This is a genomic window from Clostridium sp. UBA2485 (assembly GCF_002341865.1).
Classification (GTDB): Bacteria; Bacillota; Clostridia; order Clostridiales; family Clostridiaceae; genus Clostridium_J.
Window position 1 is genome coordinate 46373 of sequence record NZ_DDOV01000003.1, and the last position, 24345, is coordinate 70717.

A 24345-nucleotide genomic window follows, 5' to 3' on the forward strand; every position below is an offset into this window, starting at 1 on the left:
TGATCTAAAAGATTCTTCATTATTAATTTTTAAATTCTATAAAAAAACTTTTAAAACGAAGTTCACTATACCACTCTATAACTAACTTATATATTTACTTTTGAATTGCTTCTTCCATTCTTATAACTTTTCTTTGCCAATGATTTTTTCTATAAATCAAAAATCCATAAACACATACTATTAAATTACTAAAGCTCATCGAAAACCATATTCCTGAGGCTCCAACATTGGTAAAGTGTTTAAATATCAATATCATAGGCAATCTTACAAACCATAGACGTCCGATTTCCATTGCCATAGAGTATTTAGTGTGTCCTGATCCCTGAAATATTCCTTGAAATACACTAAAAATCCCCATAAGTGGCATTGAAGCTGAAATATAACGTAAATATACAATTCCTTGAGAAATTACTTCAACATCATCTTTTGACTGCATAAAAAAGTTTATAATTTGTTTGTCCGCTAATATCATTAAAATACATCCCACTATAGAAAATGAAATAGTAAGTTTTAAAGATTTTCCAAAGGCTTCCTTCACTCTATCTACTTTATCCGCCCCTAAATTTTGTCCAACAATAGATGTTAAGGCTGCTCCAATACCCATAGCTGGCTGCATTACTAAAGAAGTAATTCTATTAACCATACCAAAAGCTGCTAGTGTTGCAGTTCCGTAAGATACTATAAATCCATTAAGGACTATAAAGCCTAAAGCTGAGCCTGATTGCCCTATTGAGGAAGGCAATGCAACATTTATAATTTTTCTTATTATCTTCCTATCAAATTTAAAATTCTTAAAACTTGGTCTAATCATTGTAGATGAATTTATTAATATATATATACCTGCTACAGCAAGTAATGCTTTTGATAGTAAAGTTGCAATAGCAGCTCCAGCAATGCCCATTTTAAATGTAAATATGAAAATAGGGTCTAATATTACATTAAGTATGGCACTAATACCACTAAGTATTGTCGGAGTTAAAGTATTCCCTTGAGAATTCATAATAGAATTAAAGTTGAAAAATAAAAAAGTAAAGGGCATATCTAAGAAGGTAATCCTAAGATAAATATTGCTATAGGTCGCTAAATCACCAGTGGCACCCATTAACTTAATAACAACTGGACTTATAATATATCCTATAATAGCAAAAAAAATAGAACTTATTAAAGATACCACAATAAGTTGACTTGAATATTTGTTGGCTTCCTCATATCTTGATGCTCCTATTAATTGAGATAATATGGATGTACCTGCAATTGAAAGTCCCATGCCTAAAGATATAAATAAAAAGTTTACTGGCCATACAAAAGAAGTAGCAGCAAACTCAACTGAGCCAATCTTACTTACCCAAACCCCATCAGCTAAATTATAAAGTGTTTGAATCAAATTATTTATCATAATTGGTAAAGACAGTGTAATAATTACTCTATACAATTCACCATTAAGTATAAGATTTTTTCTCTTTTCTCCCTTCATTAACCCCACCCCAACATCATTTATTCATAATTTGTAATATATAGATTATATCATCAAATAATATCAGTTTAAACTTAAATTTTTAATGCTCTATATTATATGAATATGAATGATCATATCAAAATATTTTACTTTACTTCTATTAAGAAATACGTAAATAAATAGCTAGTGAAAAATTAAAAGGATATTTTATGTAATGCAGCATCTACAAAACTAATTTATAGCATAACTATAAATCCATTCTAATGCTTTATATGACACAAAATATCCTACTATACTGATTGTTATTTATTTTTAAATAATTAAAGTCTATTGTGGAAACCTTACAATAACTTTAAAAAGATCTCCATCAATTTCTATCTCTAAAGTTCCACCTTGTATATCTACAATGCTTTTAGCAATAGCTAGTCCTAAACCAGAACCCTCTGTATTTCTAGATTTATCACCTCGTTTAAATCTTTCAAATATCTCATTTGGTTCAAAGTCTAGTTCATAGTTTGAAATATTCTTTATGATAAAAACTGCCTTATTATCTTTTTCTTCTAAAGAAAGATACACCCTAGTGTTATCCTCAGAATATTTTAGGGCATTATTAATTAAATTATCAAAAACTCTCCAAGTTTTCATCCCATCTAAATATGCATAGATATTTTGTTTTTCTATATTTAGCTTAAAAGTTATAGAAGAATTTTTAATTTTCTCATCGTATTCTCCCAATGCTTGTTTTAATAACGCTACCAAATCCACCTTTTGTAGTGATAGTTCGACATCCCCACTAGACATTTTAGATGCTTCAAACAAATCCTCAATTAAAGTCTTTAATCTTTGAGACTTTTTCTCTAGTATCTCAACATATTTTCTAACATCATCTTTAGAAAGATTTTCATTTCTTAGCAAATCTATATAATTAACTATAGATGTAAGTGGAGTTTTAAGATCATGAGATACATTTGTAATAAGTTCTGATTTTAATCGTTCACTTTTCATCTGATTATCTAAGGCTATTTTAGAACTAGCCTTTATATTATTTATATTATGAGCTAATCTCTCAAGACTACCTTTTTCTTTGCCTTTTACTTCTATTGTATAATCGAAATTGCCAGATAAAATTTCTTCTGTTCCTTTATTAATTCTATTAAAAAGTGACATTTTTTCTAAAACATACGGAACTATAACAAGTAAATATATAATGTCATAGATACTACATAAAATAATCTCTTCAATACTACGATGAAATATTAATATGGTGCTCATAATGAACCCTATGGTAAGTATATTTATAAAGAAAAGTTTAAAAAGAAATCCTTTATAAATACTAAACTCTTTCATAATAACTTTGAATTTACAAATTAAACTATTACTCCATTGATTTTTAAATTCCTCTTTACACTCTTTAATTATAATTAATTCTTTTATGGTTAAATAGGCATAAAATATATACACAGCTATAAGTGTTATCTTTCCAATATGCTCAATACCTAATGGAAGGTAAAAAAATTCTGTGCTAGATGTGTATATTAATATAATCCAAGAATAAATAATAAATATAATACTTCTTATATCCAATGGTATTTTCTTGAATAAATTTTTTATTTTCTTCAAGAATAAAGGAGTGTTTATTCTATTTCTATGTAAATAAAATGATGCGATAATAATTAATATCAATGTTATTATAAATATGCAAACTTCTATATATATCCTTTCTCCTATTGAAGAGTAATACCTATAATCTTTATATAACTGACTATTTTCACTCATAGTTTTAGAAGCTATAAAATATCCATCCCAATTAAGCTCCCTAAGGTCATTACCAATATAGGATGTAAAATAAGTTTTATAATTATCATCTGGATACTTTACGCTATACAAGGCTTCTTCTTCTATATATTCCTCAATATCTATATCCTTTTCTATATTAGTATATATTTCACCATTATTTTTATTTTTGAAATAGTACTTAATGAAATTTTCTTTGCTTAATATTTTTTCCTTTAAAATAGGATATTCTTTACCTTTTTCTTCTATTGCTTTTTTTCTAATCCTCTCTTCTGCTTTACTTTTATCTTCTTTATTATTTTCTATATCATTAATTTTTTTATCTCTTTCTGCCACAAGATCATTAAGTTCTGGAAGATCTAAATTGTAATAATTTTTATCAATTTCTTCACTATATTCAGCTCTAATAGCCTCAATTTTTTTTTGTTTTTCTTCTTTATCTTTTTTTATTTGAAACTTCATTTCCTCCTGTGATATCTTCTCTTTATCAGTTTTTTTCTCATAATCATTAAAGTATAAATAATATTTCTTTATATCATTAAATTTATCGTTTAAAGCATCTTCAAAATTATTGGAAGTAAAAAAAGCATCTTTATTTAGAAAACTCCTTTGATTTTTAATGTCCATACCTGTTAAAACAGCAAATACAGTCAAATAAATAGCTATTATAAAAGTTATTATATACATAATTTTACTTTTCGATTTTATATCCAATTCCCCACACCACCTTTAAATATTTCGGATCTTTGGGATTTATCTCAATCTTTTCCCTTATCCTCCTTATATGCACTGCTACAGTATTTTCAGAGTTATAACTACTCTCTCTCCATACCCTTTCATAAATTTCATCAATAGAAAATACTCTCCCTTTATTCTCCATAAGCAATTCTAATATTTTATACTCAAGAGGAGTCATGCGAGCTTCTTCACCATCAATGGTTATAGATTTTGTACTTTTATTCAGTATTAGTCCTCTTACTATAATTACATCATCACTCCCTTTAAAATTGCCAAGGCTTGTATATCTTCTTAATTGAGACTTCACTCTTGCAACTAGTTCTAAAGGATTGAAAGGTTTTGTAATATAATCATCTGCTCCAATGTTAAGTCCTAATATTTTATCTGTATCTTCAGATTTTGCTGAAAGCATAATTATAGGAATATTTTTGCTTTCCCTAATTTTAAAAGTTGCCTTTATTCCATCCATTCTTGGCATCATAATATCCATTAATATAAGATGAATTTCTTCTTTATCCAAAATATTTAGTGCCTCAATTCCATCCATTGCCTTAAAAACATTTATACCTTCATTCTTTAAATAAATTTCAATAGCATCTCTAATTTCTTTATCATCATCAACTGCTAAAACACTATATTTAGTCATGTATCTATCCCTCCATTTATCTTTAATTTATTATATCATCTCCATATTCCTTCATCTCCTCTTTACTAATGCTACAGCACTATTGTACAAAGGATTTTTTACAAAACAGTTAGTATATTTCTTAAGAATTTCTTAAGAAATATACTTTTAACTCTTAAACTATTAATAATCATCAAAAAACAGCTTAAATATAAAAAAGTAACAGAACTTCATCTGCTACCTCGTATTCTAAATATTTTTTATTTGTTCTTTAAGGAATACTTGCAATTTTAAATATTGAATCTATCTATAAAACATTTTACCGTATTTCCTATAAATATATCTGCTTTATAAAATATTATAAAATTTCTTCTCTAAAAACAAAAAAAACTTCAACTATTTTAAAATATGTACATTTAAAATAGTTGAAATTTTCTTTGTTCTAAGGTTTTAGGCTATAGATTATCATCCTTATAACATAACCTTAAAATTTAATAAATTCTAATGATGCTCTCCATGATGATTGCACATAACAGCTCTATCTTTTAATTCACCTTTTAAATAATTTGATAGGGCATCATCTATTGTTGAATTGACTCCTCTTATAACATCTAGGTTATATTCTTTTAAAGCATTATAAGCTCCAGCGCCTATTCCTCCAGTAATTACCACTGATGCACCTTCATTTAAAATTAACTTAGATAGTCCTCCATGATTATGTTGTAAATCCATAACTGAAACTTCCTTCTTTTCAGTTACTTTCCCATTTTCAACTGTAGCTATAATAAAACTTTCACTTTTTCCAAAATGTTGGTTTATCATATCCCCGTTTTTTGGTATTGCTATTTTCATATATACTACACTCCTTTCTATATAGTTCCATTATATACCTATACAGATTAAAAATCCAATTAGTTCCCTTATTGTATATCTCTTTAATATTAATACCTCTAGCCTCTATTTTATCTCATAATAAGATTTTACTTTTTGCTATTAACCCTTCTAATTATTTTACTTAATAATCTATTAGGAATTATTCTAGAGCAAATCACTAGCAATTTATTATTAATCCCAGGTACAATAACTAGCTTATTTTTCATAAATTTCTTATATCCAATGCAAGCAACTGATCTTGGACTCATTAAAGTTTTCTTTGCAAAGTCAGCCTTTTTAACCTGTGCTCTTTCTTGAAAATTAGTAGCAGTAGCTCCCGGGCACAACACCGAAACCTTTATATTAGTATTTTTTAGCTCCTCTTTTAATCCCTCCGTTAAAGAAAGTATATATGCCTTAGAAGCATAATAATTATTCATAAAAGGTCCAGGTGAGAAAGCAGCAGTAGAAGATACATTTAAAACTCCACCTGAGTTTCTTTCAATCATATCAGGTAAAAAAAGCTTAGTAAGATGAATAACTGCCTTAATATTAACATCAATTAAATTAAGTTCTCCATTTAAAGAAGTATCACTTAAGGCCCCAAAAGATCCAAGTCCTGCATTATTAATTAGAAACTCTATCTCGTAATTATTTTTCTTTATAGATTCATATATTCTCATAATATCTTCAAAGCAACTTAAATCCCCAGCTAAAATAACTACATTGCTAGAATAACACTGAAATTCCGCCTTCAATTCTTCAAGTCTTTTTATATCACGACCACATAAAATCATATTATGGCCATTCTCTCCAAAAACCTTACTAAGCTCATATCCTATTCCAGAAGTAGCACCTGTAATCAAAGTATATCTCAAAATAATACCTCCATTTTAAATATATATTTATAGAGAATTATATCAGTACATTACTACTTAAGGCATATAAAATTAAATTTTTTCCAAAATAGAAAATCATAACTTTATTAAAAGCTATGATTTTTTAGTTGCTATATATAAACTGTTAACGACTTTTCTTATTCCAATTTTTATTTCTTACTTATATTATAATTCTTTCTTAAAAAAATACTGATTATAACCATTAATACATTCTTCAAGTAATCCAAATAACTCATATCCCATTTTCTTATAAAATTCAGGCGCCTGAAAACTAAAAGTATTAAGATAAATAAGTTTACACTTTTTATCTACTGCTATGCTTTCCATATGTTTTATTAGCTTTGCCCCAATTCCTTTTCCACGATGTGAATTATCTACCCATAAGAAATCTATTGTTAAACATTCATTATCTCTTGAAGCAACAATACCACCAACTACTTTTTCATCTTTATCCTTATAACAAAAACTAAACTCCTCATAATCTGTAATAAATTTAACATTATGTTCAACTAACTTACTATGAATATATTCTTTTTCCTTCTCACTGCAAGACTTTAATATAAAATTATGATCTTTATCATTAATTGAACTCATTTAATTCTCCCCCTTAATTAAAATAATTTAAAAATATATAGCCACTGCTTATGTTTACAGATATACTACCTTAAAATCAGCATATAGACAATATATATTCTATTAAATATTTTAATTTATAACTTAAAGTATTTGCAATTTACAATTAATGAACTAAGCTTACTTAATTGTTATTAGATAACTGTTTTTTATCCACATTAGAATTATATAGCATCCCCAATAATATCAGTAATCCACCAATTATTTTTCCCTTTGATATAGAGCTTAGTCTTAAATAATCTATAATGATTCCTGTAAAAATCTGTCCTATAAATATAAGTAAAGTAGTATACATGGTTGGTATTTTAGGAATTACAACATTGGAAGCAGATACAACTATCACTCCAATTAACCCACCTAAAAAAGCATAAAAAGGTATGTTAGAAAAACTATCAATATTAAAATTGTATGTACTTTTTGCAAATACCATTATGATTAAAATAACTAGCAATCCCACTATATAATTTATAAGTGTGCCCCTAAGTACACCTATTTCTTTTGCTAAACTTGCATTTATAATCATTGATATTATTGTAAGTCCTCCACCTATCATTGCTAATATTATATAAATCATATTATAACCTCCTAATATATTGCCATAACAACAATTCCTATAGATATTATTATGAAACCTATAATTTTTTTATTTTGAAATTTATAAGTATTCATTCCAAGCAATCCAAAGTGATCAATAAAGCAAGCTACTACCAATTGGCCAAAAACTGTTAATGACAAAGTTAAGGAAGCACCAAGATAAGTAAAACATATATTACTTAATAATACCATTAAAACCCCTATGGCACCTGCACTGAATAAGTAAATAGGAACTTTCTTATGAAAGGTAATTTTTTGTTTTTTTACTATGAAAATAAATATTAGTGTAATAAGACCAACTATATGTATTATTAATATTGATAAATAACTACCTGAATAGCTATGTAATATGGCATTGAATGTTGCCATTATGGCAATAAAAACGCCTATAAATATTGCTCCAATTTCATACATAAAACCCCTCCTCTCTATTCTAATGTTTAGTTTATCAAATAAAATTATTTTTATATACGACATTTGTCATATATAAAAATATTCTTTAATATATAATGTGAAAATATCTATGCTATGATGTCAGTATGATATAAGATACTATATAATTAAGGGTTTAATGATGGAGGGAATTATTATGGAGCAAATTAATAATGAAGAAAATTTAAAATATTATATAAAAAAGTATGGAATTAATAATATTTTTCAATCAAATACCCTTGACTATATGAAATTGTATTCCTTTAATAAGAATGAACATATTTGCAAAGCTAATGAAAAAATGAATTATTTTTATTTTTTAGTAGAAGGTAAGGCTAAAGTATATATCCTTCTAGCTAATGGTAAATCTCTTTTACTTCGATTTTACAATCCATTAGATATAATTGGTGATATGGAATTTATAGACTCCAATATTTATAATTGTAATGTCCAAGTAGTTAAGGAATGCTTATGTATTGGAATTTCTTTAGACGATTTAAGAAAATATGCTCTAAATGATCCTATATTCTTAAAATATATGTGTAAAAGTCTTAGTGAAAAATTAGCTAGTTCTTCTCTTTCAAGTTCTATAAATCTTCTTTACCCTTTAGAAAATAGATTAGCTAGTTATATTTTGGCTGTTTCTCCTGAAGAAAATGAATATCCCTTAGATGGAATAATAGCAGATAATTTAATAGAGATTGCAGAAATATTAGGTACGAGCTACAGGCATTTAATTAGGGTTATAAATAAGTTTTATAAAGAAAAGATTATAAAAAAACAAAATAATCTATTGATAGTTTTAAATAGAGATGCCTTAAAAAGACTAGCAGGAGATTTATATGAATAAAGTAAAAAGTCCGCAGTTTTAAAGACTGCGGCTAATGTATAATATAAACTAATCAGTTCTAAAATTAATATATAGAAGATAATCAGTACTTTGTAGTATTATAATTAAAACTATTGAATTCATAATTAAAAAGCTGAGTAATTATTTGTTCTAAAAATAAATTAGCTAATCTAATTATCATTATCACTAGTACACAATTATATACCAGCCAATTTAAGTTATACTATTTCTAATGCACTATTTTATTTGGCATAAGGTTTTGTATAAAGTTCTTTTTTAGTGATCTTATTTAATTTACCCATCTTTATCCAACCTCTATTTCCCATAAACTTGAATAAAAATTTAGGGAATTGAGGAGATTCAAATATATTACTTTTAGACACTTCCACATTGTTTTCTATATCCTCTTTCATATCTTGAAGTGCTTTATAAATCTTCTCCTTCGGATTTCTATTTAGAGGAATATTATTTTGTGTTTCTCGCATGAACTCACCAGCTCCTATACCTACCCCAAATCTCCATATAAAATGTACTTTATCACAAAAATTTTTTATAATTTGAATAGCATATCTATTTTGTTCACCTTCAAAAAAGCCACAATTGACTATAGCATACACTCTTGGTAGTCTTCTTTCATCCATAAAGCTTTCTTTATTTTTAATAAAGTTTTCAAATCCAACTAAAAATTCTATTACTGTTGAAGGTAAAGAATCTACATATAGAGGAAAAGTAAAAATTATATTATCTGAATTAATTGCTTCTGTATATATCTCTTCTTTATCTATACTTTTTCTAAAGTCTATTATACTTATTTTCTTTATCTCAACTTTCTCTTTATCTAGTAATTTACATACTTCATTAATAAAATACTGGGATGCACTATTTTTACCTCTTGGACTTCCATTGATAAGATATACTTTTTTCATTATTTATCACCACCTATATTTTCAAGGAATTTGATAAAATCATTAATAATTTTATCTATATATTTCATATTTTTACATATATATGTCTTTGCCATGCTTTTTTGAAAATTTATTGCATTTGCCTTATTTAAATCTTGAAAGGTTTTTTCTTCTTGGCTTGTTATTTCCTCTCCATAACCTATCATAACTAGCTGTGGATATTTATCATAACGTGGAGCATGATGCATTTCACCATTTATCATTTTAAAAAAAGGGAGAATATTACCTATACTTCTATCTAATACCCTCTTTATAGCTGGACTATAACAACCATACTTTACTGGAGTAAGTAATATACATATGTCACTCCATACAACACTATTATTAATTTCCCTGGCTAAGTCATCATATATACATATTCCTGGTGTATTAAGCCAACATTTAAAACAACCTATACAGTGAGTTAACTGGGAATTTTCTATATTATAATTCTTACAATTATAATTTCTTTCTTGAAGTTCATAAACTAATTTTTTTTGTAAATTAGAACCAATATCTTCTTTGTTAGAATCATCACTTATAATCAATATTCTCATAATAGCCCCCTATCAAAATTATCATAAAACTTAAAAAGTTTACACTGTAAACTTCATGCCAAAATTATACATTATGTAAGTTTACATTGTCAACATACTATGATACAATTTTTATATTAAATTCAATTTGGAAGGGTGCATAAAATTGACTAAAGAAAAATATCATCATGGTACTTTAAAAGAAGACATGATAAATAAAGGACTATTACTTCTAAATAAAGAAGGCTTTGAAGGTTTTTCATTGAGAAAAGTTGCTAGTATGTGTGGAGTAAGCCATACAGCACCTTATAAGCATTTCAAAGACAAAGATACACTTATTAATGAAATTGCTCTTAAAGTTATAGAAAGCTTTAAATCTTCACTTATGACGGCAACTATAAATTGTTCTGATGATCCAAGAGCTCAAATTATTGAAATGGGAAAGTGCTATGTAAAATTTATGGTTGAAAACCCTGAGTACTTAAAATTTCTTTTTCTTACGGAACATACTTCTCCCATTGTTGTTGAAGATAATAAATTTTTATGCCATATAAATAGTCCATTTAATGTTTTTAAGGAAAGTGCTGAATTTTATCTTTCCTCAATGAATTTAGATAAAGACATGTATACTTTAAATATTTTAACTATGTGGAGTTTAGTTCACGGTATAGCTGTGTTAATTGCTAATAAAGCTCTTGATTGTAAAGGAGATTATTTAGAATTAGTTCATAAAATGATTGATGAAAATCTAAAAATGTAAACAGACTAAACCATAAATTATATAAATCTCTAGTAGAATTTATATAATTTATGGTGAATTTTTATTGAAATATATTTAATAGAGATTTTAAAGAAAGGTGAATATATCATTTGGATATAGATCTAATTAAATATTCTTAAGAGCTACTGGTCCACCAATTACTTGTCTTTTTACTGACAATATACCGCTTTCAAGAGATATAACACTCCATTTAACTAAAGTGAGCTTACCATTTTCTAGTTCTATAGAACTCATGGAATAAGGATGAACACAGCAGCCATCATTAAAATAAATGCTTTTCTTTTCCTCTGGTAATCTTGAACGATGCGTATGTCCTGCTATAATAGGCTGATTATTATTTTTAGCCCATTGTTCCAATTTTTTATCGACTTTTGTTCTTTTAGAATTATTTTTAGCTGGGCTTGTAAGGTTCTTAAATCCAAAGACTTGTTCAAGAAATGACCAAACATATCTAACCAAAAATCCAGTTACAAAGCTTAAATTATAATTCATAAAATCTACTTGATGCCCATGTACCACAAACACCCTCCTATTAGTCGGCCTATAAAGCAAGGTCAATCCATCATATATAGGTGTATTATGAAATAAATTGTATAATGTTCTTTTCTCCAAATCAAACCTTAACTTTTCAATATCTTTCTTAAACTTTTTAGTATTTTTTACTGCATCATGATTTCCAAAAATCATATAAAATCTATTATCATTTTTAAACTTTAGTAACATCTCAAAAATATCCTGATGGACTTCATATATATTAACAATTTTAGGCACCTTCCAAAGTTCATCTCCATCACCAATTTCAATTTGAGTAAAACCATTGTTGTAATAGTAACTAAGTGCAGCCATATATATATTTCTATTAGGAAGTAACGCATCTTTCCAAGTGCCATCCCCTCTATGACAATCACTTATAAACACTACTTTTGATTTATCATCAACCTCTATCTCTGGAGCTTTATTTAAAATGTCTTTTAAAATATCTTTTTCAAACATATCTAACCTCAAAACTATTGGTTAGTACATAATATGAAAAAGTATTTTCTCTGTTATTTAATATTTAAATTTCTTTATAAAAATAGTAGCATAAAACATAATTGGCTTCTGCTACTAAATCTTTAAAATTGAAAATTTTTTAAACAATAAATTCTCTTTTAATAACTTTAAAATGTTCTGTCTATATTAAATATTTTAGGATCATTCTTAAATTCATTTAAGGTTGGTTTTTCTCACTCTTTCCATCCTCCATTAAATATTCATATGATTATTAACAAAAAGAGACTAAATTCTATAGCTATCACTAACTGGTTAGATTGCAATTTTTTATAGTTATTAAAATAAACTATAAATTATATAATTATTGTTTTAAAAAAAAGATTCCCATATAAAATGGAAATCTTTTTTAGTTTTTGATATTAAATTTATTTTTATACACCTTAAATCTAATTTAAAGAAATGTAAATATCAATAGTTTGGTTATTTATGTCTTCACTATCATTATGGTAAACTTCAAAATCACAATTATATTTTCTATCTAAATCCATGTTCCAAATCTTTCCCCAAGCTTCTCCTACTGCCTTTTGCATATGACCTTTTACTGTGAACTTTGCATATTTACCTGATGGTATTACTTTAGTAACAATATCATCCTTCTCTTCTATAACACCACTTATTTCAACAGCACAATAAAATTTATATGGTTTTGTATAGTCACCTTCATATTCTGTATATAAGCCTATAGCTTTTTCATTTACCCTCATTGGAATAGAATCTATTATTTTTTTCTCCTATAAATTTTCCCCATAGCATACCAATATCTGTCATAGCTTTCATATTTTTATTGGTAGTTTCTACTCCTATTCCAGCTACAATCTTTTCTTGTATATTAACTATTTCATAATTCATCTTCGTCGCTCCTAACATCATTAAATTTTTAAGATACTTTAGTTAATCTTATCATTTTAAAGTTGACAGCTGTCTGTCATATTCAAAAACTTTTATAGGAAATATTTATTTTCTTATTTCAACAACCTATATTCTACACTCCCAAGTTTACTCTCTCTATTCTTACCAAAATATTTTATAATAAGCACCTTACTAAGATTAATGAGTTTATATCTCTGTTATTTATTCTTTTCCCTTTTCAAGAGCAATCTCAACTGCCTTTAAAATTACTTTACTGCTTAGCGTGGCACCACTAACTTCATCAACTTGCAGTGTCTGCAAGCTTTCAATTTCATCTGTTATTTTTTCCGCTTTTTTCCCTAGTCCACATTCATGTTTTTCAATTTTTATATCCTTAATCTTATTACCTATTACCTCGACTTTTACAACAGCTTTTACTGGTCCAGCTTCATATTCTCCAATATAAGAACCATCATTAATATCTTTAATATTAATATTTTTAATTTCAATATTTGGTAGTTCAATAGATTTTATATAGAAAAATCCAGCGGTTGCAACTATAAAGATTATAATTACTATACTAATAAGAATTTTTATAGATTTCTTCATTTTACTTCTCTCCTTAATAATTTTATCTAAATATTATATAAGGTATATAAAAATAACTAGTTAATATGTTTAGAAACTATGTTCACTGAACTCCATAATGTTAGCAAAATCAATGTCCTTATCTCATGAAAGATATTCTAAACAGCTTTAACCAGTTATTTCAATTTATATGACTAATACAAAAATTTATTTTTATTCAAGATAGGTTCTTTTACTAAGGTCTGTAACCCCATACTTTCTTGCAGTTTTTCTTGAATTATAGTTTAAAAAAGCTACCAATGGTGGATAAAAAAATTTAGGAATTTTTACTGTTAGAAGTTTTTGAGGTTCAGAAGATATTGTTTCCCCATAAAAAACATCTTTCAGTGCAAGTTTAAAAGCTGTGGTAATTTTCTTTCCCTTCCTCCCTAAATTCTCTAGCAATTCTCCATTTATTATTGCGCCTCCTCCATAAGCTAAGCCTCCCATCCATTTCATTCCTGTCTCCTCTGCAAAATACCTACAAGATTCTAGAAGAGGCTCACAAAGGATTATATCTGGAAATCCACATTGAGCTATTGCAAAACAACTCTTCCCTTGAAGTTCATCTGCAAATTCAACGGTGAGTTTTTCAAAGAACCAAATGGCAGGATAAGGAAGCGTATCTACATACAGAGGGGATATGAAAGTTATGATATCGCTTTGTAAAATAATACTTTTTAAATCATTATTATTTTTGTCAAGATAATCAATAATGTGTATAATTTCAGCAGTACTACCTTCTTCTTCTATAAGCTTTTTTATTGTACGTCCAAAGCTATAGGAAGTTCCTTTCTTTCTAGGACTTCCATTTAATATAAGAACTCTTTTTCTCTCCATATTTAAACCTCCCCTCTAAGGACATCCTCTATTTCATGCTTTATTTTTCTTATATCATCTGATGATTTAAATATAAGATTTTTCTGTGTGCACTGCATATTTAATCCATTTCTTTCTACTAAGGTTCTAAAATTATCCTCTGCACCTCTCACATACTTTGAAGCTATCCCTATTCCAATTATCAATTTACTATCATATCGCATCGGATGAAGCATATGACCATCCTTAACCATATAGAGTGGGAGACCTACTGCCATGAATTTATCAAGAGCTTTTTTCAACTGTGAGGAATATCCTCCAAACCTTATAGGGGTAAGCATTATCATTACATCACTTTTCGCAAAAGCTTTAATTATGCTAGGCATGTCATCTTCAAAAACACACTTACCTGGACTTTTATGTGAACAAGCTCCACAACTTCTACAGGGCAATATATTCATATCTTTAAGCTTAAAATATGAAAATTCCTTACCTTTTCCTTCAAGCATCTTTTTAAGTATATCACCTATAAGATTTTCTTCTTCAAATCCATCAAGTATTACTACCCTCAAACTCTACTCCTCCCTAAGCTAAGCATTATTTATTAACTTTGCAAATTTATTTATGTTTTCTTCCGAAATAGTTGATATATCTTTGTTAGTTTTAGCTACCTTCTTTACTATGAATCTTTCCAGAACATTCATATTTTTAAATATAAATTCTCCTCCAAAATATCCTATTGCCGATGCATGAGTTAACAATTCTTCTGGAAAAGAACTATTTAATTGCATCTCTTCATTATCTCTGTTCATACAACATATAAAAAATCCAATTTTTTTATTTTTTAAGATATTAATATTTTCAAAGCAAAAGTTTCTTATTTCACTTTGAATTTTACCTATATAAATTGAACCACCAATAATGATATTATGAAAAAACTCTATATTAGGTATATCTTGATTTCTTATATTTATAGCTGTAACCTCTCCTTTAAGCTTATCCTTTAAAATCATAGTACATTTTTCTGTACATCCATGCTTAGATCCATAAATAATAAGTGTTTTCATTTTGTAATCTCCCTTTATTTTAATAATCCATTGATAAGAATTTGAAAATGATGATCTATAAGTCTATCTTTTTGCTTCTTAGAAATGTTTTTTTCTAAAATTAATCTAGAAAGAAGCCCATAGGTAGATGTCCATATAATCTGTGCAGTAAGTTCAACATCCATTTCTCTAAATAGGCCCTTTTCAATACCTAATGAAACTAACTTACACATAGATTCTATACTCTTTCTCTCCTTTGAAATACCTTCATCTAGTATATTGACTTTATCCTGTATACCTTCAATATCGTTCATCACAATTGCTCTAAACTGCTCTGGTGCTTCAAGCATAAGCTCAATATACGCTTTTAAGCCATTTACTATTGATTTATCTAGATTTTCAATATCTACAGGAATTTTGCTTATTGTCTTTAATATCTTTCCGTATCCTTCCTCCACAATCAAAGTTACTATTTCATCTTTATCCTTAAAATAATGATAAATAATGCCTGGTGAATACTCTATTCTCTTAGCAATTTTCCGTATAGATAAATTTTCATATCCTTCTTTAGCTAATATATCGCTCGCAGCCTCTAATATCTTCTTCTTTATAAGCTCTCTTTCAAGTTGTCTTCTTTCTGTAGTTCCCATTTTTTCCTCCAATAGAATAGATAATATTGAACATTGTAATAATATTAAACACTGTTCAATATTATTTTACCATTATTTTCTTTGTAGGTAAATATAATTTTTATAATATTTAAACTTTGGATAATGACAAAAATCTAATTATCATCTCACCAAAATATAAATAAGAGAAAAATTATTATCATAATAAATAAAAACACAGTTGTNNACAACTGTGTTTTTATTTATTAAAATTTATTAATTAAACTTTTCCATTAAAATATTCTATACCAATTGCTTCACGAACTTCTTTTAGTGTTCTAGCTACTACCTCTCTAGCTTTTTCACTTCCCTCGTATAGCACTTTATATATACTCGGAATATCTTTCTGGAATTCTTCTCTCCTTTTCCTTATAGGTGATATCTCAGCTTGTAGAATTTCATTTAAATATTTCTTTATTTTTACATCCCCAAGTCCACCTCGCTTATAGTGTTCCTTCATCTCTTCTAAAGCATAACTATCTTTGCAGAAAGTATCTAAATATATAAATACCGGATTATTCTCCACTTCTCCTGGGTCTTCAACTCTTAAATGTTTAGGATCAGTAAACATACTCATTACTTTTTTCTTTATAGTGTCAGCATCATCTGATAGGTATATTGCATTTCCTAAAGATTTACTCATTTTAGATTTTCCATCTATTCCGGGTAATCTACAGGAACTATTTTCATTCGGTAGTAATGCTTCAGGCTCAACTAAAACTTCTCCATATATAGAGTTAAAAGCTCTTACAATTTCTCGAGTTTGTTCAATCATAGGTAATTGATCTTCTCCTACTGGAACAATATTGGCTTTAAATGCTGTAATATCAGCTGCTTGACTTACTGGATAGGTTAAGAAACCTGCTGGTATACTATTTTCAAAATTTCTCAGTTTAATTTCTTCTTTAACTGTTGGATTACGCTGTAATCTGGACACTGTTACTAAATTTAAGTAGTACATTGTCAGCTCATGCAGTTCTGATATCTGTGATTGAACGCAAATTATAGATTTTCTTGGTTCTATACCAACAGCCAAATAATCTAAAGCTACTTCTATTAAATTATTTCTTATTTTCTCTGGATTTCTTGCATTATCAGTAAGTGCTTGCTGATCTGCAATTAATAAAAATGTTTCATAATCTCCTGTATTCTGTAATTGAACTCTACTTCTTAAAGAACCTACATAATGTCCTAAATGTAAATTCCCTGTTGGTCTGTCACCAGTTAAGATTATATCTTTTTTCATAAAAACACCTCTAATCTAAGATTTTACTAAAGCAACACTATCTTTTTACTGAATAAGAAGCTCTGATTAAAGATAAGTTCACCACTTTATATAAGAACATACCAGCTATTAAATTTATCACTGTAGCTGGTAGTACTACTGTTAATAATAATGTTGTAAATTTTGCCGGTAACCCTACTATTATTTGCGCTGATAATAAAAATATTATTCCGCTAATTAAGGTTCCTATAGGTAATATTACTAAAGCTATTATATAATTTTGTTTTTCTTCACTTAATTTCTTGAAAGATTTAAATTTACAAATTACAAAGATTAATATATATACAAAATTTACTGTTATCAACTTATCTAATATATTTGGTATTTGACCTCCTGGAAACTTTGTGGTCATAGCAGTAAATACTCCTGTTACTATACCTGCTACTAAAGAAGCTTTATAATCATCCTTGTTTAATATGATTATTATAAATAACATTGCTAAAGCAAAATCTGGTTGCATTGGTAATCCTAATGCAGGGGTAATTTGATGTAATAGTGCACCTACAGCTAAAAGTAATGCGTTAATTGTTAATTTCTTTATATTCATATTCTCACTCCTCCTGAGGCATATTGAAAAAATAACTAGTTGATATGATAGTGTATTTTTTCATATACCTAAATCCATTTAATTTTTTATTATTTATATATTTCTTTAAAATACACTTTCACACCATACTACTCCCCCCCTAAAATACTTTACTCTCTACCCTCTTCTTTATAAATAAAAAAACTCCGCCCTAAATCAATAGGACGGAGATATTATCCGCGATACCACCTAAATTGCAATATATGTATAACTACCTTAATAAGCTTATTTTTCATTTACTTAAGAATCAATAGATTTATAAACTTTATACAATAAAAAAAGTATAAGTTACAAATCTATAATACCTTAAGTACTAAAAGTTTATACATATACTATACGCCTCTCAACTTCAAGTACTAACATACTCTATCTGCTATAACGTGCAGCCTACGATAACTGGTACTATCTAAAAAGATTTCCCTTTATTCCTCTGAGGCCCATTCATTAAACTCTTTCATGCTAGGATTCCACCATCCCCAGCTCTCTTTAACGAACCTAAATTTAATTACTCTCCCTCTTCACTGGATTAAAATTTATTCTATTTAATAATATCATATTCATTATTTTTTAAAATGTCAACTTATTTTTAATATTTCTTTCTATTATTCATATTTTGAAATTTTAATTATAACTTTTTATGAAAAATAATTTTGAAATGAAACATTCTTTAATATAGATATTTCTATAACTTTTCAACAGTTACTGCTGTACCATTTACAATTACAGCAATAATATTTTTACTAAATAGTGCGTAATCAAAATCAAGTCCTAAAATGGCATTAGCATTTACATTAATAGCCTTACGAATTAATTTATAGGTTGCACTACTTCTTGCTTCATCCAACTTAGAAGCAAATCCTTCATCTTCAACTCCAAAAAAATCAGAAAGACTTGCAGAAAATTCACTAAAGAAACCAGTGCCTATAACAGTTTCTGCACAAATAACTTTGTTGTATTTTATAATTTTGTATTCCTCAAAATTGTATCCAGTAGTCATAAGAAAGTTTTCTATTTGTTCTTTCAATACTTTTTCTTGTAATTTTTTCTTCTGTAATTTTTCTTCCTTTAATTTTTCGTTAAATATTTCAGTTTCTTTCTGGATGCATATATATTGTCCACACTGATAGCATAGACCTGAATTTATCATCTCTTCTGTTAACTTTTCCCCACATTTTGCACATATCATATAAATATCCTCCTATATTTTCGCCCCTTATTTAGAGTTAAAATTATAAACAATTATTATTTATGTGGAATATGCCCTATTTTATAAAAAAATTAAATAATACTCTTACTATACTAATTATATTTATTTTATTTAATTATCTCAACAAACTTTACCATTTATAGAAATAATTTATACAATTACTTTTATTTTTTAGTTCTTTTCATATTTTAAGTTTTATTGTAACAATAAATAGATTTAGTGTTGAATTCATAAAAATATTTTATAATCATCCTTTGTTTTTTAAGCTCTAAATAATTTTTATGCTATACTTGTATTATTAATTTGTATTATAAAAGGAGATGGAATTTTGATTTTACCTTATTTAGTAATTATTAATATAATAGGATTTTATATAATGTTTTTAGATAAAAGGAAGGCTAAAAAACATAAATGGAGAATTTCTGAAAAAACCATATTTTTAATAGCCTTATTAGGCGGATCTCTAGGATGTTTATTAGGAATGAATATTTTTAGACACAAAACCAAGCATTGGTATTTTAAATTTGGTTTACCAACAATACTGATATTACAAGTGGTAATTATAATGTACTTTTTAAAAGACATTCCTAATCTCATAAAATTTTAATTTAAAAATATAAATTAGATTATACTACATTTAATATTAAATAATCATTTTTAATGATTCATATTGACTTTTCACAAAATATAGAATATATTAAAAATAGACCAGTTTGGTATAACTTTAATAAAGGAGAAGATTATGGGACTAACGCAAGAAACAGACTATGCTTTAAGAGTAATACTTTATTTATCCAAATTAGAAAAAGGTACTATTGTAAGCGCTAATACCATATCTGAGAAAGAAAATATACCTTTACGATTTCTATTAAAGCTTCTACGAAAACTAAGAGATGCAAAACTAGTAGAATCCTATATGGGTATAAATGGCGGATATGCTTTAAATAAAAACCCAGAAGAAATATCTCTAAAAGATGTTATAGAAGCCATAGAAGGGCCTATATATTTAAACCGTTGTTTATATGAACCGGAGAAATGTAATCTTCGTGGACCAAATAAATGTGCTATTCATAGTGCATTATTTACTGTTCAAAAAAAATTGGTAGAAGAATTATCTAAAATCAATTTTAAAGAAATTATAAAATAACATAAATTTTAGATGTGCAAAAAATAGTTTAGGGGTAATCCCCTAACTTTTACGAAGTATATTATACCTTTTTGGTATATGTTTATCTATTTGGTGTACATTCATACATATACATTTATGACTTTTAATATATAGATTCATAGAAACGTGTCTTTAAATTATTTCAATTTACATTAGTTGAAATTGATAGTTAATCGTTAACAATGGACATTTATGGCGAATTCTCTGTCCATTGTCAAATTTTCATTACTTTAAGTTATAAATTAAAATACTTAGACATTAAGTTTTAAGGTAATGCATCTATAATAGGGAGGGTTTAACATGTCTATCAATGAAAAAAAATCTACTTGTAATTCTGCGGATAAAGTATTAGAAAATTTTATTGCAGAACTTAAATTTGATACTGCTCACCATAGGATGGAAAGGCAAGGTGTGAAATGTGGTTTTGGACTACAAGGTGTATGTTGTAAACTTTGTGCTAATGGACCTTGTCGTATAACCCCTAATGCTCCAAAAGGTGTATGTGGTGCAACAGCGGATACTATAGTTGCAAGAAATTTCTTAAGAGCTGTAGCATCTGGAAGTGCCTGTTATTTACACATAGTTGAAAATACTGCTCGGAACCTAAAAGAAACAGGTAAAAATAAAGGTGTTATTAAAGGTGCAGCCACATTAAATCACCTTTGCCAATTGTTTGAAATAGAAGGAAAAGATGATCATGAAAAAGCTATATTGTTAGCAGAAAAAGTTCTTAATGACCTTTATAAACCTAGATCTGAAAAAATGGAACTAGTTAAAAAACTAGCTTATGAACCTAGATTTAAGAAATGGCAAGACCTATCTATTCTTCCTGGAGGAGCAAAATCTGAAGTCTTTGATGCGATTGTAAAAACATCTACTAATCTAAATAGCGATCCAGTAAATATGCTTTTACATTCTCTTAGCTTAGGTATTTCTACTGGTCTTTATGGTTTAGTTTTAACTAATTTATTAAATGATATAATGCTTGGTGAACCACAGATAAGATCTGCAAGTGTAGGTTTTAAAGTAGTAGACGCTGATTACATAAATATTATGATTACTGGCCACCAACATTCATTTATAGCAGATTTGCAGGATAGACTTTCTGATCCTGAAATTATAGAAAGAGCTCTAGAAGTTGGGGCTAAAGGATTTAAATTAGTAGGTTCAACCTGTGTTGGCCAAGATTTACAATTAAGAGGTGAACACTATAAAGAAATATTTGCTGGTCATTCAGGAAATAACTTTACCAGTGAAGCATTGATTTCTACTGGTGCTATTGATTTAATTATATCAGAATTTAACTGTACTTTCCCTGGAATAGAACCAATTACTGATGAGTTAATGGTAAAAATGATCTGCATTGATGATGTAGCTAAAAAACAAAATGCAGAGTATATTAATTATTCTTACAGAGAAAAAGAAAAAATAACTAATCATATTATTGATGAAGCAATAAATAGTCATAATAAAAGAAGAGGTAATGTTGAGATTAACTTACCAAAGAACCATGGAAATGACAGCACTTTAACTGGAATTAGTGAAACATCTCTTAAGAATTTCTTGGGTGGAACTTTTGAACCACTATTAAAATTAATCGCTCAAGGAAAAATAAAAGGTGTAGCAGGAGTTGTTGGATGTTCAAATCTTGTATCTGGGGGCCATGATGTATTTACTGTAGAACTTACAAAAGAATTGATAAAGAGAGATATCTTAGTTCTTTCTGCTGGATGCTCAAGTGGCGGACTTGAAAATGTAGGTTTAATGTCTCCAGAAGCTGCAAAATTTGCAGGAGAAAACTTAAGAGAAGTATGTGAAAGTTTAGGAATCCCACCAGTATTAAACTTTGGTCCATGTCTTGCTATTGGAAGACTTGAAGCAGTGGCTACTGAACTTGCAAAATTACTTAATGTTGACTTGCCTGATCTACCATTAGTTCTATCTGCACCACAATGGTTAGAAGAACAAGCTTTAGCAGATGGTGCTTTTGGACTTGCCTTAGGACTTCCTCTTCATTTAGCAAAACCACCTTTTATTACAGGTAGTAAAACAGTTACAAAAGTTTTAACTGAAATTTTAGTTGGATTAACTGGTGGAAGACTTATACTAGACGATGATGTATTAAGCACAGCTGATAAACTTGAAGAAATAATACTTAATAAAAGAAGTGCACTTAATATTTAAAAAGGGGGCCATAAAATTGAAAAGGATAATGATAGACAAAGATAAATGTATGGCTTGTCTTGGATGCGTTTTAGGATGTATGTCAGAACATAATGAAAAGGGAAAATCTATTTATGATTTAGATTTAGAAGATACATCTAATGAAAGTAAAAATCATATAGAACTTGATGAAACTTTAAGTCCTGCACCTATTATATGTCGTCACTGTAATGAACCTGAATGCGTATTTACTTGTATGAGTGGTGCTATGACTAAAGATGAAAATTTAGGCATAGTAAACTATGATGAAAATAGATGTGCTTCTTGTTTTATGTGTGTTATGTCATGTCCATACGGGGTTCTAAAACCTGATAAGAATACTAAAAAAATTATAGTTAAATGTGATATGTGCAAAGATAGAGGAACTCCTCGCTGCGTAGAAAGTTGTCCTACTGAGGCAATATATCTAGTGGAGGTGAATAACTAATGAAGTATGTAATATTAGGTGCCAGTGCTGCTGGTATTAATGCTGCAAGAACTTTACGCAGCTTAGATAAAACAGGTGATATTACTATTATTTCTAAGGATGAAAATGTATATTCTAGATGTATGCTTCACCTCTATGTAAGTAAAAAAAGAGATATAGAAAGTCTTTCTTTTATTGAAAAAGATTTTTTTGAAAAGAATAATATCCATTGGATAAAAGGAGTTTCTGTATCTAATATTGACCCTAAAAAATCACAAGTAATCCTTGATAATAACTCTTTAATTGAATATGATAAACTCTTAATATCCACAGGTTCTTCTGCAGTTATTCCTCCTGTAGAAAATCTAAGAGAAGCTAAAAATGTATTTACTTTAAGAAATTTAGAGGATTCCTTGGCTATTGATAAAGCCTCTCACAACTGTCAATCTGCTGTAGTTATAGGTGGTGGGTTAATAGGAATTGATATGGCAACTGAATTATTAGAAAGAGGAATTAGAGTATACATAATTGAAATGGGTAAAAACATCCTACCACTTCAATTAGATGAAAAAACTGCAAAAGCTTACGAATATGAATTACAAAAAAGAGGTGCAAGAATATTCACTGGTCACCTTGCTAAAAGTGCTTTATTAAATGAAAATGGTAATTTTAAAGGATTGTTATTAGATGATGGTACTGTGATAGATGCTGATATGGCAATAGTTGCAGCAGGAGTTAAAGCAAATGCAGACTTTATTAGTAACACTAATATTGAATTTGACAGAGGAATTATCGTAAATTCTAAATGTGAAACTAAAGAAGCCCATATTTATGCTGCTGGTGATGTCTGTGCAGGAAAGCCAGGCATATGGCCTTTAGCTGTAAAACAAGGAATAGTTGCAGCACACAATATGGCAAACAGAGAAAAAGAAATAGAAGATCTTTTTGGATCTAAAAACTCTATGAACTTCTTTGGAATTGATACAGTATCTCTAGGCATACCTAATCCACCAGATGATAGCTTTAATGTTCATATATATGATGATGGAAAAGTTTATAAAAAGATAATAGAAAAAGATGGCATTATATATGGCGCTATATTCCAAGGAGATATCGCATATACAGGAGTATACACAAAGTTAATAATCGACAAAATTAACATAAAAAATATTAATAAAAACATATTCAATATAGGATATGTAGACTTCTTCAACATCACTCCTAAAGGCGAATTTCAATATAACTAAGCTTTA

The 24345-nt window shown here is 27.8% G+C and carries 28 protein-coding genes; 7 read left to right on the top strand and 21 right to left on the bottom strand.

Annotation, left to right across the window (positions count from 1 at the left end; genetic code table 11):
• Positions 1-94: 94 nt before the first annotated feature.
• From B3603_RS00380 to B3603_RS00415, 8 genes are all read right to left on the bottom strand, one after another.
• Positions 95-1474, bottom strand: coding sequence for an MATE family efflux transporter (locus tag B3603_RS00380; protein WP_291559449.1), 1380 nt, complete (start codon positions 1472-1474; stop codon positions 95-97).
• A gap of 309 nt (positions 1475-1783) precedes the next feature.
• On the bottom strand, positions 1784-3964 hold the full coding sequence (locus B3603_RS00385; RefSeq protein ID WP_291559451.1) for a sensor histidine kinase: 2181 nt from the start codon (positions 3962-3964) through the stop codon (positions 1784-1786).
• On the bottom strand, positions 3942-4634 hold the full coding sequence (locus tag B3603_RS00390) for a response regulator transcription factor (protein WP_291559453.1): 693 nt from the start codon (positions 4632-4634) through the stop codon (positions 3942-3944). The genes B3603_RS00385 and B3603_RS00390 overlap by 23 nt, the downstream gene beginning before the upstream one ends.
• Before the next feature lie 480 nt (positions 4635-5114).
• On the bottom strand, positions 5115-5465 hold the full coding sequence (locus B3603_RS00395) for a NifB/NifX family molybdenum-iron cluster-binding protein (RefSeq protein WP_291559455.1): 351 nt from the start codon (positions 5463-5465) through the stop codon (positions 5115-5117).
• A 128-nt stretch (positions 5466-5593) separates the two neighbouring features.
• Positions 5594-6364, bottom strand: coding sequence for an SDR family NAD(P)-dependent oxidoreductase (locus B3603_RS00400; RefSeq protein WP_291559457.1), 771 nt, complete (start codon positions 6362-6364; stop codon positions 5594-5596).
• Positions 6365-6550: 186 nt separating this feature from the next.
• The gene (locus tag B3603_RS00405; RefSeq protein ID WP_291559459.1) at positions 6551-6979 is read right to left on the bottom strand and encodes a GNAT family N-acetyltransferase; all 429 of its coding nucleotides are present in this window, start codon (positions 6977-6979) and stop codon (positions 6551-6553) included.
• Between the two features lie 163 nt (positions 6980-7142).
• Positions 7143-7592 (bottom strand): DMT family transporter, encoded by a 450-nt coding sequence (locus B3603_RS00410; protein WP_291559461.1) that lies wholly within the window; start codon positions 7590-7592, stop codon positions 7143-7145.
• Between the two features lie 11 nt (positions 7593-7603).
• Positions 7604-8026, bottom strand: a complete 423-nt coding sequence (locus tag B3603_RS00415; RefSeq protein WP_291559463.1) for a DMT family transporter — start codon at positions 8024-8026, stop codon at positions 7604-7606.
• A 175-nt stretch (positions 8027-8201) separates the two neighbouring features.
• Between B3603_RS00415 and yeiL the strand changes: the two genes are divergently transcribed.
• Positions 8202-8894: a transcriptional regulator YeiL gene (gene yeiL, locus B3603_RS00420; RefSeq protein ID WP_291559465.1), complete on the top strand. Its 693-nt coding sequence runs from the start codon at positions 8202-8204 to the stop codon at positions 8892-8894.
• Positions 8895-9136: 242 nt separating this feature from the next.
• Here the strand turns inward: yeiL and B3603_RS00425 are convergent, their stop codons facing one another.
• Together B3603_RS00425 and B3603_RS00430 are read right to left on the bottom strand one after the other, a co-directional pair.
• Positions 9137-9820 (bottom strand): flavodoxin, encoded by a 684-nt coding sequence (locus tag B3603_RS00425; protein ID WP_291559467.1) that lies wholly within the window; start codon positions 9818-9820, stop codon positions 9137-9139.
• Complete coding sequence (locus tag B3603_RS00430; RefSeq protein ID WP_291559469.1) at positions 9820-10395, bottom strand: NAD(P)H-dependent oxidoreductase; 576 nt, start codon at positions 10393-10395, stop codon at positions 9820-9822. The genes B3603_RS00425 and B3603_RS00430 overlap by 1 nt, the downstream gene beginning before the upstream one ends.
• A gap of 145 nt (positions 10396-10540) precedes the next feature.
• Between B3603_RS00430 and B3603_RS00435 the strand changes: the two genes are divergently transcribed.
• A complete protein-coding gene (locus tag B3603_RS00435; RefSeq protein WP_291559471.1) occupies positions 10541-11134 on the top strand; it encodes a TetR/AcrR family transcriptional regulator in 594 nt (197 codons plus the stop codon).
• 126 nt (positions 11135-11260) lie between these two features.
• Here B3603_RS00435 and B3603_RS00440 read toward each other — a convergent pair whose 3' ends face one another.
• The 11 genes from B3603_RS00440 to B3603_RS00490 all read right to left on the bottom strand — a co-directional run bounded on the left by B3603_RS00440 (position 11261) and on the right by B3603_RS00490 (position 19274).
• Positions 11261-12148 carry a metallophosphoesterase gene (locus B3603_RS00440; RefSeq protein ID WP_291559473.1) on the bottom strand — a complete coding sequence of 296 codons (888 nt, stop codon included), beginning with the start codon at positions 12146-12148 and terminating at the stop codon, positions 11261-11263.
• A gap of 446 nt (positions 12149-12594) precedes the next feature.
• Entirely contained in the window at positions 12595-12912 is a 318-nt protein-coding gene (locus tag B3603_RS00445) for a GyrI-like domain-containing protein (protein ID WP_291559475.1), read from the bottom strand.
• Entirely contained in the window at positions 12899-13057 is a 159-nt protein-coding gene (locus tag B3603_RS00450) for a hypothetical protein (RefSeq protein ID WP_291559477.1), read from the bottom strand. Before B3603_RS00450 ends, B3603_RS00445 begins: the two co-directional genes overlap by 14 nt.
• A 222-nt stretch (positions 13058-13279) precedes the next feature.
• Complete coding sequence (locus B3603_RS00455; RefSeq protein ID WP_291559479.1) at positions 13280-13666, bottom strand: FMN-binding protein; 387 nt, start codon at positions 13664-13666, stop codon at positions 13280-13282.
• A 192-nt stretch (positions 13667-13858) separates the two neighbouring features.
• Positions 13859-14524: a flavodoxin family protein gene (locus B3603_RS00460; RefSeq protein WP_291559481.1), complete on the bottom strand. Its 666-nt coding sequence runs from the start codon at positions 14522-14524 to the stop codon at positions 13859-13861.
• Positions 14525-14526: 2 nt separating this feature from the next.
• The gene (locus B3603_RS00465) at positions 14527-15075 is read right to left on the bottom strand and encodes a flavodoxin family protein (RefSeq protein WP_291559483.1); all 549 of its coding nucleotides are present in this window, start codon (positions 15073-15075) and stop codon (positions 14527-14529) included.
• Positions 15076-15093: 18 nt separating this feature from the next.
• Positions 15094-15570 carry a flavodoxin domain-containing protein gene (locus B3603_RS00470; RefSeq protein WP_291559485.1) on the bottom strand — a complete coding sequence of 159 codons (477 nt, stop codon included), beginning with the start codon at positions 15568-15570 and terminating at the stop codon, positions 15094-15096.
• 14 nt (positions 15571-15584) lie between these two features.
• Positions 15585-16199, bottom strand: coding sequence for a TetR/AcrR family transcriptional regulator (locus tag B3603_RS00475; RefSeq protein ID WP_291559488.1), 615 nt, complete (start codon positions 16197-16199; stop codon positions 15585-15587).
• Positions 16200-16437: 238 nt separating this feature from the next.
• On the bottom strand, positions 16438-17463 hold the full coding sequence (gene trpS, locus B3603_RS00480; protein WP_291559490.1) for a tryptophan--tRNA ligase: 1026 nt from the start codon (positions 17461-17463) through the stop codon (positions 16438-16440).
• A gap of 37 nt (positions 17464-17500) precedes the next feature.
• Entirely contained in the window at positions 17501-18049 is a 549-nt protein-coding gene (locus B3603_RS00485) for a tryptophan transporter (protein WP_291559492.1), read from the bottom strand.
• A gap of 721 nt (positions 18050-18770) precedes the next feature.
• Positions 18771-19274 (bottom strand): YbjQ family protein, encoded by a 504-nt coding sequence (locus tag B3603_RS00490; protein WP_291559493.1) that lies wholly within the window; start codon positions 19272-19274, stop codon positions 18771-18773.
• Between the two features lie 349 nt (positions 19275-19623).
• On the opposite strand from B3603_RS00490, the gene B3603_RS00495 reads away from it, so the two are divergent.
• From B3603_RS00495 to B3603_RS00515, 5 genes are all read left to right on the top strand, one after another.
• A complete protein-coding gene (locus tag B3603_RS00495; RefSeq protein ID WP_291559495.1) occupies positions 19624-19902 on the top strand; it encodes a DUF1294 domain-containing protein in 279 nt (92 codons plus the stop codon).
• A gap of 135 nt (positions 19903-20037) precedes the next feature.
• Positions 20038-20442, top strand: a complete 405-nt coding sequence (locus B3603_RS00500; protein WP_291559497.1) for an RrF2 family transcriptional regulator — start codon at positions 20038-20040, stop codon at positions 20440-20442.
• Between the two features lie 321 nt (positions 20443-20763).
• Positions 20764-22647 carry an anaerobic carbon-monoxide dehydrogenase catalytic subunit gene (cooS, locus tag B3603_RS00505; RefSeq protein WP_291559499.1) on the top strand — a complete coding sequence of 628 codons (1884 nt, stop codon included), beginning with the start codon at positions 20764-20766 and terminating at the stop codon, positions 22645-22647.
• A gap of 16 nt (positions 22648-22663) precedes the next feature.
• Positions 22664-23113 (top strand): 4Fe-4S dicluster domain-containing protein, encoded by a 450-nt coding sequence (locus tag B3603_RS00510; RefSeq protein ID WP_291559501.1) that lies wholly within the window; start codon positions 22664-22666, stop codon positions 23111-23113.
• Positions 23113-24339, top strand: a complete 1227-nt coding sequence (locus tag B3603_RS00515) for an NAD(P)/FAD-dependent oxidoreductase (protein WP_291559503.1) — start codon at positions 23113-23115, stop codon at positions 24337-24339. Before B3603_RS00510 ends, B3603_RS00515 begins: the two co-directional genes overlap by 1 nt.
• Positions 24340-24345: the final 6 nt, after the last annotated feature.

Bases quoted from the DNA above. Each gene is read 5' to 3' on its own strand.
- B3603_RS00390 (WP_291559453.1), bottom strand. From the start codon at position 4,634: ATGACTAAATATAGTGTTTTAGCAGTTGATGATGATAAAGAAATTAGA.
- B3603_RS00470 (WP_291559485.1), bottom strand. From the start codon at position 15,570: ATGAAAACACTTATTATTTATGGATCTAAGCATGGATGTACAGAAAAA.
- B3603_RS00425 (WP_291559467.1), bottom strand. From the start codon at position 9,820: ATGAAAAAAGTATATCTTATCAATGGAAGTCCAAGAGGTAAAAATAGT.
- B3603_RS00445 (WP_291559475.1), bottom strand. From the start codon at position 12,912: ATGAGGGTAAATGAAAAAGCTATAGGCTTATATACAGAATATGAAGGT.
- B3603_RS00395 (WP_291559455.1), bottom strand. From the start codon at position 5,465: ATGAAAATAGCAATACCAAAAAACGGGGATATGATAAACCAACATTTT.
- B3603_RS00455 (WP_291559479.1), bottom strand. From the start codon at position 13,666: ATGAAGAAATCTATAAAAATTCTTATTAGTATAGTAATTATAATCTTT.
- B3603_RS00485 (WP_291559492.1), bottom strand. From the start codon at position 18,049: ATGAATATAAAGAAATTAACAATTAACGCATTACTTTTAGCTGTAGGT.
- B3603_RS00410 (WP_291559461.1), bottom strand. From the start codon at position 7,592: ATGATTTATATAATATTAGCAATGATAGGTGGAGGACTTACAATAATA.
- B3603_RS00490 (WP_291559493.1), bottom strand. From the start codon at position 19,274: ATGATATGTGCAAAATGTGGGGAAAAGTTAACAGAAGAGATGATAAAT.
- B3603_RS00450 (WP_291559477.1), bottom strand. From the start codon at position 13,057: ATGAATTATGAAATAGTTAATATACAAGAAAAGATTGTAGCTGGAATA.
- B3603_RS00440 (WP_291559473.1), bottom strand. From the start codon at position 12,148: ATGTTTGAAAAAGATATTTTAAAAGACATTTTAAATAAAGCTCCAGAG.
- B3603_RS00500 (WP_291559497.1), top strand. From the start codon at position 20,038: ATGGGACTAACGCAAGAAACAGACTATGCTTTAAGAGTAATACTTTAT.
- yeiL (WP_291559465.1), top strand. From the start codon at position 8,202: ATGGAGCAAATTAATAATGAAGAAAATTTAAAATATTATATAAAAAAG.
- cooS (WP_291559499.1), top strand. From the start codon at position 20,764: ATGTCTATCAATGAAAAAAAATCTACTTGTAATTCTGCGGATAAAGTA.
- B3603_RS00415 (WP_291559463.1), bottom strand. From the start codon at position 8,026: ATGTATGAAATTGGAGCAATATTTATAGGCGTTTTTATTGCCATAATG.
- trpS (WP_291559490.1), bottom strand. From the start codon at position 17,463: ATGAAAAAAGATATAATCTTAACTGGTGACAGACCAACAGGGAATTTA.
- B3603_RS00430 (WP_291559469.1), bottom strand. From the start codon at position 10,395: ATGAGAATATTGATTATAAGTGATGATTCTAACAAAGAAGATATTGGT.
- B3603_RS00380 (WP_291559449.1), bottom strand. From the start codon at position 1,474: ATGAAGGGAGAAAAGAGAAAAAATCTTATACTTAATGGTGAATTGTAT.
- B3603_RS00515 (WP_291559503.1), top strand. From the start codon at position 23,113: ATGAAGTATGTAATATTAGGTGCCAGTGCTGCTGGTATTAATGCTGCA.
- B3603_RS00405 (WP_291559459.1), bottom strand. From the start codon at position 6,979: ATGAGTTCAATTAATGATAAAGATCATAATTTTATATTAAAGTCTTGC.
- B3603_RS00475 (WP_291559488.1), bottom strand. From the start codon at position 16,199: ATGGGAACTACAGAAAGAAGACAACTTGAAAGAGAGCTTATAAAGAAG.
- B3603_RS00460 (WP_291559481.1), bottom strand. From the start codon at position 14,524: ATGGAGAGAAAAAGAGTTCTTATATTAAATGGAAGTCCTAGAAAGAAA.